17 protein-coding genes are annotated in these 14169 nt (G+C 71.6%); 10 read left to right on the plus strand and 7 right to left on the minus strand.

Annotation, left to right across the window (positions count from 1 at the left end; all coding sequences use genetic code 11):
* Positions 1–10 precede the first annotated feature (10 nt).
* Positions 11–1102: a serpin family protein gene (locus tag AB0C38_RS15135; RefSeq protein WP_360672432.1), complete on the plus strand. Its 1092-nt coding sequence runs from the start codon at positions 11–13 to the stop codon at positions 1100–1102.
* Positions 1099–2910, plus strand: coding sequence for a glycosyl transferase (locus tag AB0C38_RS15140; RefSeq protein ID WP_360672435.1), 1812 nt, complete (start codon positions 1099–1101; stop codon positions 2908–2910). The genes AB0C38_RS15135 and AB0C38_RS15140 overlap by 4 nt, the downstream gene beginning before the upstream one ends.
* Positions 2911–2914: 4 nt before the next feature.
* Here AB0C38_RS15140 and AB0C38_RS15145 read toward each other — a convergent pair whose 3' ends face one another.
* Complete coding sequence (locus tag AB0C38_RS15145; RefSeq protein WP_360672437.1) at positions 2915–3595, minus strand: alpha/beta hydrolase; 681 nt, start codon at positions 3593–3595, stop codon at positions 2915–2917.
* Positions 3596–3644: 49 nt separating this feature from the next.
* Between AB0C38_RS15145 and AB0C38_RS15150 the strand changes: the two genes are divergently transcribed.
* Positions 3645–4184 (plus strand): DinB family protein, encoded by a 540-nt coding sequence (locus AB0C38_RS15150; RefSeq protein WP_360672440.1) that lies wholly within the window; start codon positions 3645–3647, stop codon positions 4182–4184.
* Positions 4185–4194: 10 nt separating this feature from the next.
* On the opposite strand, the gene AB0C38_RS15155 is transcribed toward AB0C38_RS15150, so the two are convergent.
* The 3 genes from AB0C38_RS15155 to AB0C38_RS15165 are packed head-to-tail and all read right to left on the minus strand — an operon-like array spanning position 4195 to position 5568.
* Positions 4195–4581, minus strand: coding sequence for a VOC family protein (locus AB0C38_RS15155; RefSeq protein ID WP_360672442.1), 387 nt, complete (start codon positions 4579–4581; stop codon positions 4195–4197).
* Positions 4582–4585: 4 nt separating this feature from the next.
* Positions 4586–4930, minus strand: a complete 345-nt coding sequence (locus AB0C38_RS15160) for a VOC family protein (RefSeq protein WP_360672445.1) — start codon at positions 4928–4930, stop codon at positions 4586–4588.
* A 38-nt stretch (positions 4931–4968) separates the two neighbouring features.
* Positions 4969–5568 (minus strand): TetR/AcrR family transcriptional regulator, encoded by a 600-nt coding sequence (locus AB0C38_RS15165; protein ID WP_360672448.1) that lies wholly within the window; start codon positions 5566–5568, stop codon positions 4969–4971.
* Between the two features lie 103 nt (positions 5569–5671).
* Between AB0C38_RS15165 and AB0C38_RS15170 the strand changes: the two genes are divergently transcribed.
* Positions 5672–6376 (plus strand): carboxymuconolactone decarboxylase family protein, encoded by a 705-nt coding sequence (locus AB0C38_RS15170; protein WP_360672451.1) that lies wholly within the window; start codon positions 5672–5674, stop codon positions 6374–6376.
* Here AB0C38_RS15170 and AB0C38_RS15175 read toward each other — a convergent pair.
* Positions 6373–6825, minus strand: a complete 453-nt coding sequence (locus AB0C38_RS15175; protein WP_360672455.1) for a MarR family winged helix-turn-helix transcriptional regulator — start codon at positions 6823–6825, stop codon at positions 6373–6375. The two genes, AB0C38_RS15170 and AB0C38_RS15175, sit on opposite strands and share 4 nt — an antisense overlap.
* A gap of 24 nt (positions 6826–6849) precedes the next feature.
* Here AB0C38_RS15175 and AB0C38_RS15180 point away from each other — a divergent pair, with 24 nt between their 5' ends.
* The 3 genes from AB0C38_RS15180 (at position 6850) to AB0C38_RS15190 (ending at position 9634) form a co-directional block, all read left to right on the plus strand.
* The gene (locus tag AB0C38_RS15180; protein WP_360672458.1) at positions 6850–8208 is read left to right on the plus strand and encodes an MFS transporter; all 1359 of its coding nucleotides are present in this window, start codon (positions 6850–6852) and stop codon (positions 8206–8208) included.
* A 23-nt stretch (positions 8209–8231) separates the two neighbouring features.
* Positions 8232–8798, plus strand: a complete 567-nt coding sequence (locus AB0C38_RS15185; RefSeq protein ID WP_360672461.1) for a carboxymuconolactone decarboxylase family protein — start codon at positions 8232–8234, stop codon at positions 8796–8798.
* 65 nt (positions 8799–8863) lie between these two features.
* Complete coding sequence (locus AB0C38_RS15190; protein ID WP_360672465.1) at positions 8864–9634, plus strand: hypothetical protein; 771 nt, start codon at positions 8864–8866, stop codon at positions 9632–9634.
* Here the strand turns inward: AB0C38_RS15190 and AB0C38_RS15195 are convergent.
* Positions 9606–10559 (minus strand): sigma-70 family RNA polymerase sigma factor, encoded by a 954-nt coding sequence (locus AB0C38_RS15195; RefSeq protein ID WP_360672467.1) that lies wholly within the window; start codon positions 10557–10559, stop codon positions 9606–9608. The genes AB0C38_RS15190 and AB0C38_RS15195 overlap by 29 nt on opposite strands.
* A 60-nt stretch (positions 10560–10619) precedes the next feature.
* Here AB0C38_RS15195 and dnaG point away from each other — a divergent pair, with 60 nt between their 5' ends.
* Genes dnaG through AB0C38_RS15210 form a run of 3 tightly spaced genes read left to right on the plus strand, consistent with a single transcriptional unit; the run spans position 10620 to position 13857 of the window.
* Positions 10620–12527 carry a DNA primase gene (gene dnaG / locus AB0C38_RS15200; protein ID WP_360672470.1) on the plus strand — a complete coding sequence of 636 codons (1908 nt, stop codon included), beginning with the start codon at positions 10620–10622 and terminating at the stop codon, positions 12525–12527.
* A gap of 1 nt (position 12528) precedes the next feature.
* The gene (locus AB0C38_RS15205; RefSeq protein ID WP_360672472.1) at positions 12529–13050 is read left to right on the plus strand and encodes a hypothetical protein; all 522 of its coding nucleotides are present in this window, start codon (positions 12529–12531) and stop codon (positions 13048–13050) included.
* A 45-nt stretch (positions 13051–13095) separates the two neighbouring features.
* Positions 13096–13857, plus strand: a complete 762-nt coding sequence (locus tag AB0C38_RS15210) for a trans-aconitate 2-methyltransferase (protein ID WP_360672475.1) — start codon at positions 13096–13098, stop codon at positions 13855–13857.
* Here AB0C38_RS15210 and AB0C38_RS15215 read toward each other — a convergent pair.
* Positions 13854–14024: a hypothetical protein gene (locus AB0C38_RS15215; protein ID WP_166641722.1), complete on the minus strand. Its 171-nt coding sequence runs from the start codon at positions 14022–14024 to the stop codon at positions 13854–13856. The genes AB0C38_RS15210 and AB0C38_RS15215 overlap by 4 nt on opposite strands.
* Positions 14025–14169: the final 145 nt, after the last annotated feature.

Below are 14169 nucleotides of genomic sequence, written 5' to 3' on the forward strand. Positions count from 1 at the left end.
TCTCGCCCGCATGGCCACGGACAGCCACCTCCGGTTCGCCCTCGCCGTCCACGCGGCCCTCGGTGCCGCGGGCGGAAACTCCTGTTTCTCGCCGTATTCGGTGGCCAGCGCGCTGACCCTGGCCGCGCGAGCCGCGCGGGGTGAGACTCGCGACGAGCTCGTCGCCCTGCTCGGCGATCCCGACCAGCAGACCGCCTTGCTGCGGGAGGCCGTGCAGACCGTCGAAGAGGCCCGGGGCGAGCAGGCCGAGGTCGCCGTCTCGAACACGCTGTGGGCCGACGACCGGCTCCCGCTCGAGGACTCTTTCAAGGCCGAGCTGGCCGCGTGGCCCGGCGCCGCCGTCGCGAGCGCTCCCTTCGAGAAGGAGCCCGAAGCCGCGCGGGCCCTGATCAACGAGGACGTCGGACGCACCACGCGCGGCCTCATCCCGGAGCTGCTGCCGCCCGGCTCGATCGCCTCGGACGTCGCGGCCGTGCTGGTCAACGCGCTGTACCTGAAGGCCGCGTGGAAGCTGCCGTTCCGCGAGGCGAACACCACCGACGCGCCGTTCCACGCGCCGTCCGGCACTCGTGACGTCCCGACCATGTGGCTCAGCGAACGCGTCGGCTACGCGCACGTCGCCGGCTGGCAGGCCGTGCAGCTGGTCGCCGCGGGCGGCTTCCAGGCCGTGGTGCTGCTGCCCGACGGCGACCTCGCCGAAGCCGAAGCGGCCCTCGACCAGGCGACCCTGACGAGCGTGCTCGACGGGATCGGCTTCAAGGCCGTCGAGCTCGCGCTGCCCAAGATCTCGCTGGACGTCCCCAGCACGCTCACCGGCGTGCTGCGCGGCCTCGGCGTCCGCACGATGTTCACCGACGAGGCCGACCTGAGCGGGCTCTCCCCGGACCCGCGGCTGACCGTGTCCGAGGTGGTGCACCAGGCCGTGCTGCGGGTGGACGAACAGGGCTTCGAGGGGGCCGCGGCGACCGCGCTGATCATGCGCCTCACCTCGATGATCATCGACGACCCGGTCACCGTCACGGTCGACCGGCCGTTCCTGCTGCTGGTCCGGCACGCCGGCACCGGGGCCCTCCACTTCCTCGCCAGGGTGGTCGAACCGTGAGCTTGAAGTCCGAAGCCGTCCCCGACCTCGTTCCGCCCGCCCCCGAACCACCCGAAGGCCCGAAGCGCTGGGCGTGGCAGGACTCCGCCATCACCGGCGGGTTCCTGCTGTTCACGATCCTGCTCTACAACGGGCTCTGGTTCGACCTCAAGCGCGGCTACCTCTGGAACGGCGCCGCCGACCAGAGCCAGTGGGAGTGGTACTCGACGGTCGTCGCGAAGGCCGTGCTGCACTTCCAGAACCCCTTCACCACGGACCTCCAGAACTACCCGCACGGCGTCAACATGGCGGCCAACGCGGCGATGTTCGGCCTCAACGTCCCACTCGCGCCGATCACCCTGACTTTCGGCGCGACGCTGACCTGGGCGATCGTGCTCACCGCCGGGCTCGCCGGCACCGCGACCGGCTGGTACTGGGTGTTCTCCCGCCACCTGGTGCCGAACCGGACGGCGGCCGCGATCGGCGGCGCGTTCTGCGGCTTCGCCCCGCCGATGATCTCGCACGGCAACGCGCACCCGAACTTCGTCGTCCTGTTCGTGCTGCCGTTCATCGCGCTCAAGACCATCCAGATCGCGCACGGCGAACGCCCGGTGCGCAACGGGATCGTGCTCGGGTTGCTCGTCGCTTGGCAGATTCTGCTCGGCGAAGAACCGCTGGCGATCTTCGCGCTGACGTTCATCGTGTTCGCGATCGCCTACCTGATCCCGCACCGCGCGGAGATCCGCGGCATGCTGGCGCCGCTGGCCAAGGGGATCGGCATCGGCGCGGTCGTCGCGCTGCTGATCGCCGGGTTCCCCCTGTACTGGCAGTTCTTCGGCCCGCAGAGCTTCCACTCGCTGCTGCACGGTTCGGCGGGCAACGACACGGCGGCGTTCACGCGCTTCGCGACGCAGTCGATCGCCGGCGCGCCCGAGGCGGCCGCGGACGTGTCGATGAACCGCACCGAGGAGAACGCGTTCTTCGGCTGGCCCCTGATCGTGCTCATGGTGGTGCTCACGATCTGGCTCTGGCGCGACGTCGTTTCGCGCGCGCTGGCGATCACGATGTACGTGATGGCCCTCCTTTCGCTGGGCATCGAAATCACCGTGGCGCACGACGACACCGGCATCGCCGGGCCGTGGAAGTGGCTCGGGCAGCTGCCGCTGCTGGACTCGCTGCTCGAATCCCGGCTGGCGATGGGCTGTATCCCGGTGGTCGGCGGGCTCCTGGCGATCGCGACGCACCGCGTCTGGACGGCGGCGGCCGAGCAACCGGAGCCCCTGGACGGCAAACCCCGGTTCCCCCTGCGCATGATCTGGATCGGCGCGGTGGTCGCCGTGCTGCTGCCGATCGCGCCGACGGAGCTGGTGACGCACGAACGCCCGCTCTCACCTCCTTTCTTCGCCGACGGGATCTGGCGCCAGTACATCGCCCCGGGTGGTTCGCTCGTGCCGGTTCCGCTGCCGAGCACCGGCGAGGCCGAGCCGCTGCACTGGCAGGTCGACGCCGGCCTCGGCTACCCGATGCCCGAGGGCTACTTCGTCGGCCCGACCTCGGCGGACGACCGCCGCGGCCGCTACGGCGCGGTGCCCCTGCCGACGTCGGACCTGTTCGCGGAGGTCGAGAAGACGGGGCAGACCGCGGACGTCACCGAAGCCGACCGCACCCAGGCGCTGGCCGACCTGCGCGCCTGGAACGCGGACGTGCTGGTGGTCGGCCCCCGCCAGAACCAGGAAGCACTGAAGTCCACTGTGGAGCTTCTGCTGCGCAAGCCGGCCGAGTTCGTCGGCGGAGTCTGGATCTGGGACGTGCGCCCGCTGACGCCGTAACCGATCAAGCGGCCTCCAGCAGGATCCGCGCCAGCTCCGCCGGCTGAGAGAACATCGGCCAGTGACCGGTGTTCATCTCCACCAGCTCCCACCGCTCGCTCTCGAGCAGCTTCGCCACATCGGGGCTGGGAGTGTCGCCGTCGAGCAGGCACTTGATGTAGGTCGCCGGGAGCTCGCCCAGCGGACGGGAAAGCACCGCGGGTTCGGTCAGCGACGCTGCCGGGTGCGGGGTCGAACCTTCGACAATCCGCGCGATCTCGGCGTCCGAAAGCCCTTGTCCCGCATAGTCTTCCGCCGTCAGTGGTGGCCAGAAGCCGCTGTCCGTGAGCGCCGCCACCCGCGCCTCGGACCAGGCGGAGGCGAACGACTCCCCGACGGTGGGCACGTTCGAGTCGACGAACACCGCGCGTTTCAGCCGATCGCCGATCTGCTCCGCCGCCTGCCCCACCGGGATGCCGGAATAGCTGTGCCCGACCACCACGACGTCCCGCAAATCGCCCTGCGAGACGACGTCGAGGATGTCCCGCACGTGCGTCTGCTGCCCGGCGGGAACCTCCCGTTTCTCGGCGACGCCGGACAACGTCACCGCATGGACGCCGTGGCCCGCTTCGCGCAACCGCGGGACCACGTCGTCCCACGCCCACGAACCGAGCCAAGCGCCTGCCACCAGTACGAATTCAGCCATGCCGGAAACCTAGTGGAGGGGTCCGACAATTTCGGTAGAGTCGGCGCCCGTGACCTCAGTGGACGACCAGGGGCGGACCGAGCCGCCCGTCGACGGCGACGAAGCCGCGATCCTGCTCGGCTTCCTCGACTTCCACCGCGACACCCTCGCGTGGAAGTGTGCCGGCCTGGACGAGAAGGGCCTGCGCGCGACGCACCCACCGGCCACGATGACGCTCGGCGGGCTGCTCAAGCACCTCGCGTACGTCGAGGACTACTGGTTTTCGTGCGTCCTGTTCGACCGCGAACCGGCAGAGCCGTGGAACACCGTCGACTGGCGGGAAAACCCGGACTGGGACTGGGATTCCGCGGCGCAGGACTCGCCCGAGCAGCTCCGCGAGCTCTGGCAAGGGGCGGTCACGCGGTCGCGCGAGCTGTACGCGGAGGCGCTGGCGAAGGGTGACCTTTCGCAGCCGTCGAAGCACACCCGGCGGGACGGCACTTCGCCGAGCCTGCGCTGGATCCTGGCCCACATGGTCGAGGAGTACTGCCGCCACAACGGCCACGCCGACCTCATCCGCGAGTCGATCGACGGTGGCACCGGGGAGTAGCGAGGCGGCCTCAGCCCGGCGGGCTGACGAACACGCAGAACGGGTGGCCCGCCGGGTCGGCGTAGACGCGCAGCGGCTCCTCGGGATCGTCCGCGTGGTCCGCCAGCAGCCGCGCGCCCAGGGAGAGCGCCCGCTCGTGCTGCTCGTCCAGGTCGGCGAGGCTGTCCACCGTCAGGTCGAGGTGCAGCATCTGCGGGCGCGGTCCGGAAGGCCAGGTCGGCGGGGGCAGCGAGGCGACCTGCTGGAACGCCAGCCGCGGAACGCCGGACGCGTCGAGCAAGACCACCCAGTCGTCCGGATCGCCCGGGCGGTACGAGAAGCCCAGCAACTGCCGGTAGAACTCCGCCAGCGCGCGGGCGTCCGTCGCGTCGAGGACGACCTGGCGCAGCTTCGGCACGCGGTCAGCCACGGCGGTGCGCGATCTGGAAGACGTTGCCGAACGGGTCGCGGACCATCGCCCGGCGGTCACCGTAGGGCGTGTTCGCCGGTGCCTCGAGGCTGGTCGCGCCGCAGTCCAAGGCCCGGCGGTACGTCGCGTCCGCGTCGGCCACGTACACGTACAGGAACGCGGGGAACAGCTCGCGCTCGCCTTCGGCCGACACCATGAGGAGCGAGTCGCCGATGCGGATCTCGGCGGGCCGCCCGCCTTCGGCTTCGCCGGTGGCACCGAAGACCGAGCGCAGGAACGCGACGGCGGCGACGAGATCGCGCACCACCATCCGCGGGATCACCGTCTGGGGGCTCATGGCCGCTCACCCAAGCCGGTTCCGGGCGTGATCACAAGTCAAAGTCGCAGGCCGACCAGCTTCGCGAGGAACCGGTCGACCTGCTCGACGGCCGGCGGCCAGGGCAGGTCGGGCTCGTTGATCCGCTGCGCCAGCATGCCGTTGACGGCGGTGCGCAGGTCGATGGCGACGGTCGCGGCGTCGTCGGCCGGCGCCAGGCCCGTGTCCATGCACGCCTGGACCGCGTCGATCGTGCGCGCGACCATGACCTCCTTGAACGGCATCCCGAGCCGCCGGTGGACCTTGCTCTCGTGCAGCACCTTGTAGAGCCCGGGGTGCTCGCGCGCCCACGCCGCCTGCGTCAGGATCCGGTCGCGCAGCGCGGCCGCCGGGTCCGGTGCTTCCGCGGCGGCGGCGTCCCCGGCGCCGACGAGCTCTTCGTGGCAGCGCTGCATCGCGGCCAGGACGAGCGCATCGCGGTCCGGGAAGTGCAGGTAGACCGACGTCGCCGCGATCGACACCTCCCGCGCGACGGCCCGCAGGGACAGCGCTTCGTCGTCGGCGAGCTCGTCGAGCATCCGCACGGCGGCCGTGACGATCTCTTCGCGCAGCAGCTCGCCCTGGCCGCGGGCGTTGGGGCGACGGCGGTTCTCGGTCATGGTCGGCCCAGTGTAGCTGGACACCCATTGCGCTACAGGTGTAGCGTCACTCGCACTACAGCTGTAGTGCTACGAATGTTCACCACACTGAGGGAGCACGATCTTGACCACCACCGAAACGCCGGCCAACCTGGACCGGCTGGCCGCGCTCGACCCGGTGTTCGCCCAGATGGTCGGCGCCACCGCGAAGTACGTCCGGGCGATCCCGGAGCTGACCGTCCGGGAGAAGACGTTCCTCTGCGTCACGGCCGACGTCTGCCAGGCGAGCTTGGGGATGGCGTTCAGTGCCCACGTGCGGACCGGGCTCGCCGCCGGAGTGTCCACTTCGGACATCCGCGAGCTGCTGCGGTTCGTCTCGTACGACTGTGGCTACCACGCCGCGACGGCGGGCATCGAGCGGATCACCGAGCTTGAAGCGGAACTCGGGATTTCGCATGAGAAGGCCGAACCGCTGGCGCCCGAGCTGCTGTCGACCGGGCCGGACGCCGCGCCCAGTCCGCTCCCGGACGCGGTGCGCGCCCGGTTGGACGAGCTGGACCCGCACTTCACCGGTTACTTCGACCTGCAGTCGCGGATGCGCACCGGGCACGGGCCCGGGACGCTCAGCGAACGCGAGCGCGGCCTGGTCAGCCTCAGTGTCGACGTGCACTACCGGACGCTGGCCGACACGTTCCGCACGCACGTGGGCCGCGCGCTGCGGGGCGGCGCGTCGCCCGAGGACGTGCGGGCCGCGTTGCGGTTCACCGCGCAGTTCGGCGTGACCCGGGCCTGGCACGCCTGGGAAGTGCTGAACGAAATCCTGGACTAACCGAGGACTTCGTCCGCGAGGCGACCCAGGTAGCCCGCGAAACGTTCGCGGTCTTCGCGAGGCCAGTTGCCCACCAGCGCCTCGAACGCCTGACGCTGGTGGGCCTGTGAAGCCGCGAGGAACTCCTTCGCCGCGTCGGTGAGCGTCAGCACCGCGCGGCGCGCGTCCCGGGCCGACGTCGAGCGCACCACGAAGCCGTCCCGGCCCGCTTCGCCGACCATCCGGCTGGCCACCGAGCGGTCGATGCCCAGCTGGTGGGCCACATCCGCAACCGTCACCTCGTCCGCCGTGGCGCCGTCGACGGCCTGGATGACCAGGAGGTTCGGCACCGTCCACGCCGGCGGGGCGCCGTCGGCGAAGCGCTCGACGACGTCGGGGGCCCACTGGCGCGCCCAGTGCCGGACCAGACGGAAGAGGGCCGGGCCGCCGTCGGAGCTTGATGCGTGCATAAGGCACGTTATAACGTGTGCTTTATGCACGCATCTCGGAACCTTGCTTTCGCCGGTCTCCTGCTCGGCATGGCCATGGCCCAGCTCGACGGCCTGATCGTCACCGCGGCGCTGCCCTCGATCGGCGAGGACCTGCACGCCCGCACCGGTCTCGTCGCGGTGACCGCCGCCGGCCTGCTCACCCTCACTGTCGCGACGCCGCTGCACGGCAGGCTCGGCGACCTCTACGGCCGCCGGATCTCGTTCGCCGGCTCGGTCCTCGTGTTCGCCGCGGCCTCGGCGTGGTGCGCCGCCGCGCCCGACCTCGGTTCGCTGATCGCCGCCCGCGCGCTGCAGGGCCTGGGTGGGAGCGGCCTGATCGTCACGGCGATGAGCGCGCTCGGCGAGCTGTTCGAGCGCGACGAGCTGCTGCGCCGCCAGGGCTGGCAGACGGCGGTCTTCGCGGCCGCCACCCTGGGTGGGCCGCCGCTGGGCGGGTTGCTCGCCGCGGGTCCGGGCTGGCGCTGGATCTTCCTGGTCAACCTCCCGCTGTGCGTGCCCGCCCTGGTGCTCGGCCTGCGCGGGCTGCCCGCGAAATCCCGCCGCACCACGGAGAAATTCGACGTCGGGAGCAGCGTGCTGCTCACCGTCGCGGGTTCCGCCGTCGTCGCGCTCGGTACCGTCGACGGCCCCGCGAAAAGTCCACTGTGGACGCCGATCCTGGCCGGAACCGCGGTCGTCACGGGGTTCCTGTTCGTGCGCAGGCAGCGCCGCACACCGAGCCCGCTGATCTCGCCGAAGGTCTTCGCGGACGCCGTCCTCGCGCGCGCGGTGGTGGTCAACGGCCTCGCCGGTGCCGCGCTCTACGGCACCTTCACCTACGTCGCACTGGTCGCCGCGCTGCGTGCGGCCGCGGCCGGGATCGGTGTGCTGCTCGTCGCGATGACCGCCGGGCAGCTCGCGCTGTCCGCCTCCTTCGCGGCGCTGGCCCGCAAACGCCCGGAGATGACGGCGTGGGGCCGGTTCGGCTGCTTGCTCGGCATGGCCGGACTCGCTGCGGTCGCCGTCGCGGCCGCTCTGGGCGGTACTCCCTGGCTCCTCGCGCCGGGGCTCTTCGCGATCGGCGCGGCCTTCGCGGTCTGTACGTCCGCGTACACCGTCCTGGGCCAGACCCGCGCCCGGCGTGACCTGATGGGCGTGACCCTGGGCTCGCTGACCTTCGCCCGGCAGGCCGGCGGGCTGGCCGGCGCCGCAGTGTTCGGCTGGCTCGCGCTGGCCACGACCGGCGGGCTCGGCGCCGCCGGCCTCACCGTCGTGTTCGCCTCCGCGGCCGCGATCATGCTCGTGGCCTGCGTCACGGCCCCCGCTGTCACGTCCTCCGAAGCGGTCTCGTCCCCTTCGTGACCGCGAACGAAGGGAGAACGCAGATGCCTCGCATCCCCGCGAAGAAGACGTCCGACGCCGGCCCGTTCCTCAAGCTGGTGTACCGGTTCGCCGGGCGGCGCTACGGCGCGGTGCCCGAGCCGATGGCCGTCGCCGCGCACCACCCGGGCCTGCTGCGAGCCAACGCCGTGCACGAGCTGCTGGTTGAGCGGGCCTCGAAGAAGGTGCCGGCGAACGTGCGCGAGCTCGCCGTCTACCGCGTCGCGACCCGGATCGGCTGCTCGTGGTGCGTCGACTTCGGCACGATGCTGCAGAAGCACGACGGCCTGGACATCGAGCGCCTCAAGAAGATCGACGACTACGCGACCTCGCCCGCGTTCAGTCACCAGGAGCGGCTCGCGATCGCCTACGCCGACGCGATGTCCGGCGAGCAGGTCACCGTGACCGATGACCAGGTCGCCGTGCTCGAGCGCGAGTTCGGCCGCGAGGGCGTCGTCGAGCTGACCTACCAGATCGCGCTGGAGAACTCGCGCGCCCGGATGAACAGCGCGCTCGGCATCGTCGACCAGGGCTTCACCTCGGGCGACGCCTGCCGCGTCCCGCTCCCGTAGTAGGACCCCGGGAATCGGACCCCGGTCGGACGCGCGACCGGGGTCCGCCGCGGGACCGTTCCGGCATGCACCTCGTCGCCAGTGAACGGATCAAGCTCTTCAGCATCGCCACCCCGTGGGTGTGCGGCGTCTTCGCGCTCGTCGCGCTGGCCGGCCCGGCCGCGCTCACCGCCCTCACGGCGACCGAGTCGCGGCTGCCGCCCACCGTCGCGAGCACCCAGTTCGGCTACCAGCTCGGGATGGTCGCCGTCCTGGTGGCGGCCGGGCTCGCCGTGACGAGCGAATACCACACAGGCACGATCCACGGCACGTTCCAGGGCGTGCCCAGCCGGTGGCCGGTGCTGGTCGCGAAGGCCGTGGTCGCCGCCGGGTACGCGTTCGGGCTCGGCGAGGTCGCCGCGTTCACGGCCTGGCTGGTGGCGCGGGTCCTCGCCCCGGACGCCGACCTGGCCCTCGACAGCGTCGCGGACTGGACGATCGTCGCCGGCACCGGTCCGGTGTTCGCCCTGGCGGCCGTCTGCGGGGTCGGCGTGGGCCTGCTCGTGCGGTACACCGCCGGTGCGGTCGCGCTGCTCGTCGCCTACCCGCTGATGGCGGAGAACGTCGTCACGCTGATCCCCCGGGTGGGGCAGGAGATCCACCGGTGGCTGCCGCTGAACGCCATCACCAAGTTCCTCAGCGGCAGCGGGGAAGCGAACGCCGGCCGGGACGGCGGCAACGCGACCGTCCTGTCGGACTCGCCGCTGAGCCCGGGCTGGGCCCTGGCCTACTTCGGCGCCTTCGCCGTGCTCCTGCTGGCGGCCGGGATCACTCAGGCGCGGCGGCGGGACGCGTGATCCGGGTCAGCTTGTCCGGGTTGACCATGTCGTAGATGGCCACGATCCGGCCGTCGCGGACGCTGATCGACTGCACGTGCTCGTCGAGGGCGAGGAAGCCCTCGCGGCCCGGCATCGGCGGCAGGTACATCCCCAGGTCGCCGTTGACCAGCACCGGCGCGCCGCGCTCGACCACCCCCGGCTCGTACTTGCGCATGAGGCCGATGAAGAACCGGGCGATCTTGTCCGGGCCCAGGATGAGCTGGCGGGTGGTGCGGCCCTTGCCGTTCGAGTCGCCGACCAGCACGACGTCCGGGGCCAGCAGCTCGGTCATCGCCCGGATGTCGCCGGCCAGGAGCGCGCCGACGAACTTCTCGAGGATCTGCGCCTGGTCGTCGAGCGGGACGCGTGGGGCCGGGTCGGCATCGGCGAGGGCTTTGCGGCCCCGGGACGCGTGCTGGCGCGCGGCCTCGACCGAGCAGCCGAGCGCGTCGGCGATCTCCGCGAAGGGCACCGAGAAGGCGTCGTGCAGCACGAACGCGACGCGCTGCTCCGGGGTCAGCTTGTCGAGCACGACCATGGCGGCCATCCGCAGGCCGTCGTCGCGGACCGCGATGTCCAGGGGGTCCTCGCTCACCGGCTGCCCGAACGGCGTGACGACCGGCTCCGGCAGCCACTGGCCGACGTACCGCTCGCGCTGCGCGGCGGCCGACTTGAGCCGGTCGAGGCAGATCCGGCCGACGACGGTGGTGAGCCAGCCGCGCAGGTCGCGGATCGCCGCGCGGCCGGCGTCGTCGAGCCCGGCCAGGCGCAGCCACGACTCCTGGACCGCGTCCTCGGCGTCGGCGCGCGTGCCGGTCAGCCGGTAGGCGACCCCGATCAGGTGACCGCGGTGGGCAGCGAACTCCGCGGCGAAGGTGTCCTGGGCGGTGGGCGTGGAGGCCATGTCCCGAGTGTGCCGCACACGGGCGGAGCCGGGGAGACGGGGAAGACTAGAGTGGGTGACGTGGCAGGACGGATTCGGGAGAGCGACATCGCGGAGGTGCGCGAGCGGAACCGGATCGACGAGGTCGTCGGGGAGTACGTGGCGCTGCGCCGCGCCGGTGGGGGCAGCCTGAAGGGCCTCTGCCCGTTCCACAACGAGAAGACCCCGTCGTTCAACGTCCGCCCGACGCACGGCACCTTCCACTGCTTCGGCTGTGGCGAGGGCGGCGACGTGATCAAGTTCGTCCAGAAGATCGACCTGATCACCTTCGTGGAGGCCGTCGAGCGGCTGGCCGACCGGGTCGGCATCCGGCTCACCTACGAAGGCGGCGGCGCGACGATCCAGCGCGACCGCGGCAGCCGCAGCCGGCTGATCGAGGCCCACCGCGCCGCCCAGGAGTTCTACGCCGAGCAGCTGTCCACCGACGAAGCGCGCACCGCCCGGGACTTCCTGTCCGAGCGCGGGTTCGACGCCGCCGCGGCCAAGACGTTCGGCTGCGGCTACGCCCCCGGCGGCTGGGACAAGCTGACCAAGCACCTGCTCACGCGCGGTTTCGAGGTCAAGGAGCTGCTGACGGCGGGGCTGTCCAAGGAGGGCCAGCGCGGCCCGATGGACCGCTTCCACCGGCGGCTCGTCTGGCCGATCCGCGACGTCGGCAACGAGGTCGTCGGCTTCGGCGCGCGGCGGCTGTTCGACGACGACCGGATCTCGGCGAAGTACCTCAACACCGCCGAGTCGCCGATCTACAAGAAGTCCCAGGTCATGTTCGGCCTCGACCTGGCCAAGCGCGAGATCGCGAAGAAGCACCAGGTCGTCGTGGTCGAGGGCTACACCGACGTGATGGCGATGCACGCGGCGGGCGTGCCGACGGCGGTCGCGTCGTCGGGCACGGCGTTCGGCGAAGACCACATGAAGGTGCTTCGCCGGCTGATGATGGACGACGACGCCTTCCGCGGCGAAGTGATCTTCACCTTCGACGGCGACGAAGCGGGTCAGAAGGCCGCGCTGAAGGCGTTCGAGGGCGACCAGACGTTCGCCGGCCAGACGTACATCGCGGTCGCGCCGGACGGCATGGACCCCTGCGAGCTGCGCCTGGCCAAGGGCGACAGCGCGGTGAAGGACCTGGTCGCACGGCGGACCCCGCTGTTCGAGTTCGTCATCCGGAGCACCCTGAAGAACTACGACCTCGACTCGGTCGACGGCCAGGTCTCGGCGCTGCAGAGGACCGTGCCGATGGTCGCGTCGATCAAGGACCGCGCGGCCCGCGACGGCTACGCGTCGAAGCTCGCGTGGTGGGTCGGCTGGCAGGACGTCGCGCAGGTGGTCAACCGGGTCCGCGGCAGCGCGGGCGCGACCGACCGGCGCGGTGGCGCCCCCCTCAAGCAACCGGCTCGCGTCGGCGCCCCGGAGACCCCGGCGCCTTCGCAGGACGTCGCCCGCCCGGCGCCGAAGGATCCGCGGTTCGCCGTCCAGCGCGAGGCGCTGAAAGCGGCGCTGCAGCAGCCCGCGATCGCCGGGCCCGAGTACGACGCGCTGCCGCTGGAGGCGTTCACGCACCCGGTGTACGTCGCGGTGCACGAAGCCGTCCTGAAGGCGGGTGGCGCGGGTTCGGGCCTGACCGGCCCGGCGCTGCTGGACGCGGCCGCTCCGCACTGTCCGGAAGGGACGGTCCGGCGCGTGCTGTCCGAGCTGGCCGTGGAACCGTTGCAGGCCAAGGACGAAGTCGACTCGCGGTACATCTCCTCGATCCTCGCCCGGCTGCAGGAGGGCCTCGTCGGCCGGCAGATCGCGGAGATCAAGGGAAAGCTGCAGCGGCTCTCGCCGGTCGAAGCACCGGACGACTACCGCGCGCTGTTCGGCGACCTGGTCGCGCTGGAGCAGTACAAGAAGTCGCTGGGCGAGCAGGCGGCCGCCGGCGCGTGGGGCTGAGATGAAGTTGTTGCGCCGGTTGCTCGGCGACCGTACGCCCGCGGACTTCACCGGTTCGCTTTCGCCGGGGGAAGACGTCGTCGTCAGCGCCCCGATCGACGGCGGCGGGCACCTGGTCGTGACGCAGCTCGGGCTGTGGATCCCGGCCGAGGGTGGCGCGCGGCGCGTCGGCTGGCACCTGATCGGCAAGGCGGCCTGGGCGGCCGGCGTGTTCACGCTGACCGAATCGGCCGAAGTGGGTGAGGCGGGCGCGGCGGTCCTGCTGGCCGACCTGCCGCCGGTGCGTTTCCGGCTGGCCGCGCCGGGCAAGGTCCCACGCGAGGCCTACCAACGCGTCGAGGGCTCGATCCGGTCGCGGCACCGGCAGGAGATCGGGTCCGGGGGCGCCTGGTTCGTGCAGCGCAAGGTGCCCGGCCGCGACGGCACCGTCCTGCAGGTCCGGCCCGACCCGGGCACCGACGCCGAGCTGGTCGCGGCCATCGCCGAGCAGGCCGCCGCGAAGCTGGTCAACCCCGCCGAGTAGCAGTACGCTCGTACTCAGTACAAGCGTACTGTTTGGAGGCGGCTCGTGTGGGATCCCGAGAAGTACCTCGACTACGCCGACCTGCGGGGCCGGCCGTTCTACGACCTGGTCTCGCGCATCGGGGCCAAGTCGCCGCGGCGCGTCGTCGACCTCGGCTGCGGTCCGGGCAACCTGACTCTCGACCTGGGGAAACGCTGGCCCGGCGCGGCCCTGGAGTGCGGCGATAGTTCACCCGAAATGGTGACGGCCGCCCGTGCCCGCGGTCTGGACGCGTCGCTGCTCGACGTCCGCGATTGGACACCGGCGCCGGACACCGACGTCGTGGTGTCGAACGCCGTGCTGCAGTGGGTGCCGGACCATGACGCGCTGCTGCGCCGATGGGTTTCGGAGCTGCCGTCAGGGGCTTGGCTGGCGGTTCAGGTGCCGGGCAACTTCAACGCGCCTTCGCACGCGCTGACGCGGGAACTGGCGGCGTCCCCGGCGTGGTCGTCCCGGCTGGCCGAAGTGGTCCTCCGCGAGGACGACGCGGTCTCGAGCCCGCTCGGGTACGCGAACCTCCTGGCCGACGCGGGCTGCGGAGTCGACGCCTGGGAGACGACGTACGTGCAGCCGCTGCGAGGGCCTTCGCCGGTGCTGGAGTGGATCACCGGGACGGCGTTGCGCCCGATCCGCGCGGCCCTGCCCGACGCCGAGTGGGAGCAGTTCCGCGCGGAACTGGCCCCACGCTTGGCATCGGCGTACCCGACCAGGACCGACGGCACGACGTGGTTCGAGTTCCGCCGCGTGTTCGTCGTGGCCCAGGTCTAGCGGCGCACCTTCTCGCTGATCTTGGCCCGGGCCACCCCGGCGGCACCCTGGACCATCGGATGGTCGACGACCCGGCGGTAGGTGCGCACGAGCTGCTCGTACCGCCCCCGGCCTGCCTTGGCGCCCAGCACGTACCCCAGGCCTGCCCCCAGCAGGAACTTCTTCATCCGCGTCCACGCCTTCCGTCGACAGGTCGTCCGACTGTCCATTGTCCAGGAAAACGGCGCGCAGGGGGCGGTTGCGCCAAGTGGGGGGTGGGTGCGGAGGGTGTGCGGGCATGGGCTAAAGTTCTTCTCGTCGGTCGGAGAGACC

It is taken from the genome of Amycolatopsis sp. NPDC048633 (assembly GCF_040650695.1).
GTDB lineage: Bacteria > Actinomycetota > Actinomycetes > Mycobacteriales > Pseudonocardiaceae > Amycolatopsis.

Bases quoted from the DNA above. Each gene is read 5' to 3' on its own strand.
- AB0C38_RS15135 (WP_360672432.1), top strand. From the start codon at position 11: ATGGCCACGGACAGCCACCTCCGGTTCGCCCTCGCCGTCCACGCGGCC.
- AB0C38_RS15145 (WP_360672437.1), bottom strand. From the start codon at position 3,595: ATGGCTGAATTCGTACTGGTGGCAGGCGCTTGGCTCGGTTCGTGGGCG.
- AB0C38_RS15160 (WP_360672445.1), bottom strand. From the start codon at position 4,930: ATGAGCCCCCAGACGGTGATCCCGCGGATGGTGGTGCGCGATCTCGTC.
- AB0C38_RS15165 (WP_360672448.1), bottom strand. From the start codon at position 5,568: ATGACCGAGAACCGCCGTCGCCCCAACGCCCGCGGCCAGGGCGAGCTG.
- AB0C38_RS15175 (WP_360672455.1), bottom strand. From the start codon at position 6,825: ATGCACGCATCAAGCTCCGACGGCGGCCCGGCCCTCTTCCGTCTGGTC.
- AB0C38_RS15180 (WP_360672458.1), top strand. From the start codon at position 6,850: ATGCACGCATCTCGGAACCTTGCTTTCGCCGGTCTCCTGCTCGGCATG.
- AB0C38_RS15185 (WP_360672461.1), top strand. From the start codon at position 8,232: ATGCCTCGCATCCCCGCGAAGAAGACGTCCGACGCCGGCCCGTTCCTC.
- AB0C38_RS15190 (WP_360672465.1), top strand. From the start codon at position 8,864: ATGCACCTCGTCGCCAGTGAACGGATCAAGCTCTTCAGCATCGCCACC.
- AB0C38_RS15195 (WP_360672467.1), bottom strand. From the start codon at position 10,559: ATGGCCTCCACGCCCACCGCCCAGGACACCTTCGCCGCGGAGTTCGCT.
- AB0C38_RS15205 (WP_360672472.1), top strand. From the start codon at position 12,529: ATGAAGTTGTTGCGCCGGTTGCTCGGCGACCGTACGCCCGCGGACTTC.
- AB0C38_RS15215 (WP_166641722.1), bottom strand. From the start codon at position 14,024: ATGAAGAAGTTCCTGCTGGGGGCAGGCCTGGGGTACGTGCTGGGCGCC.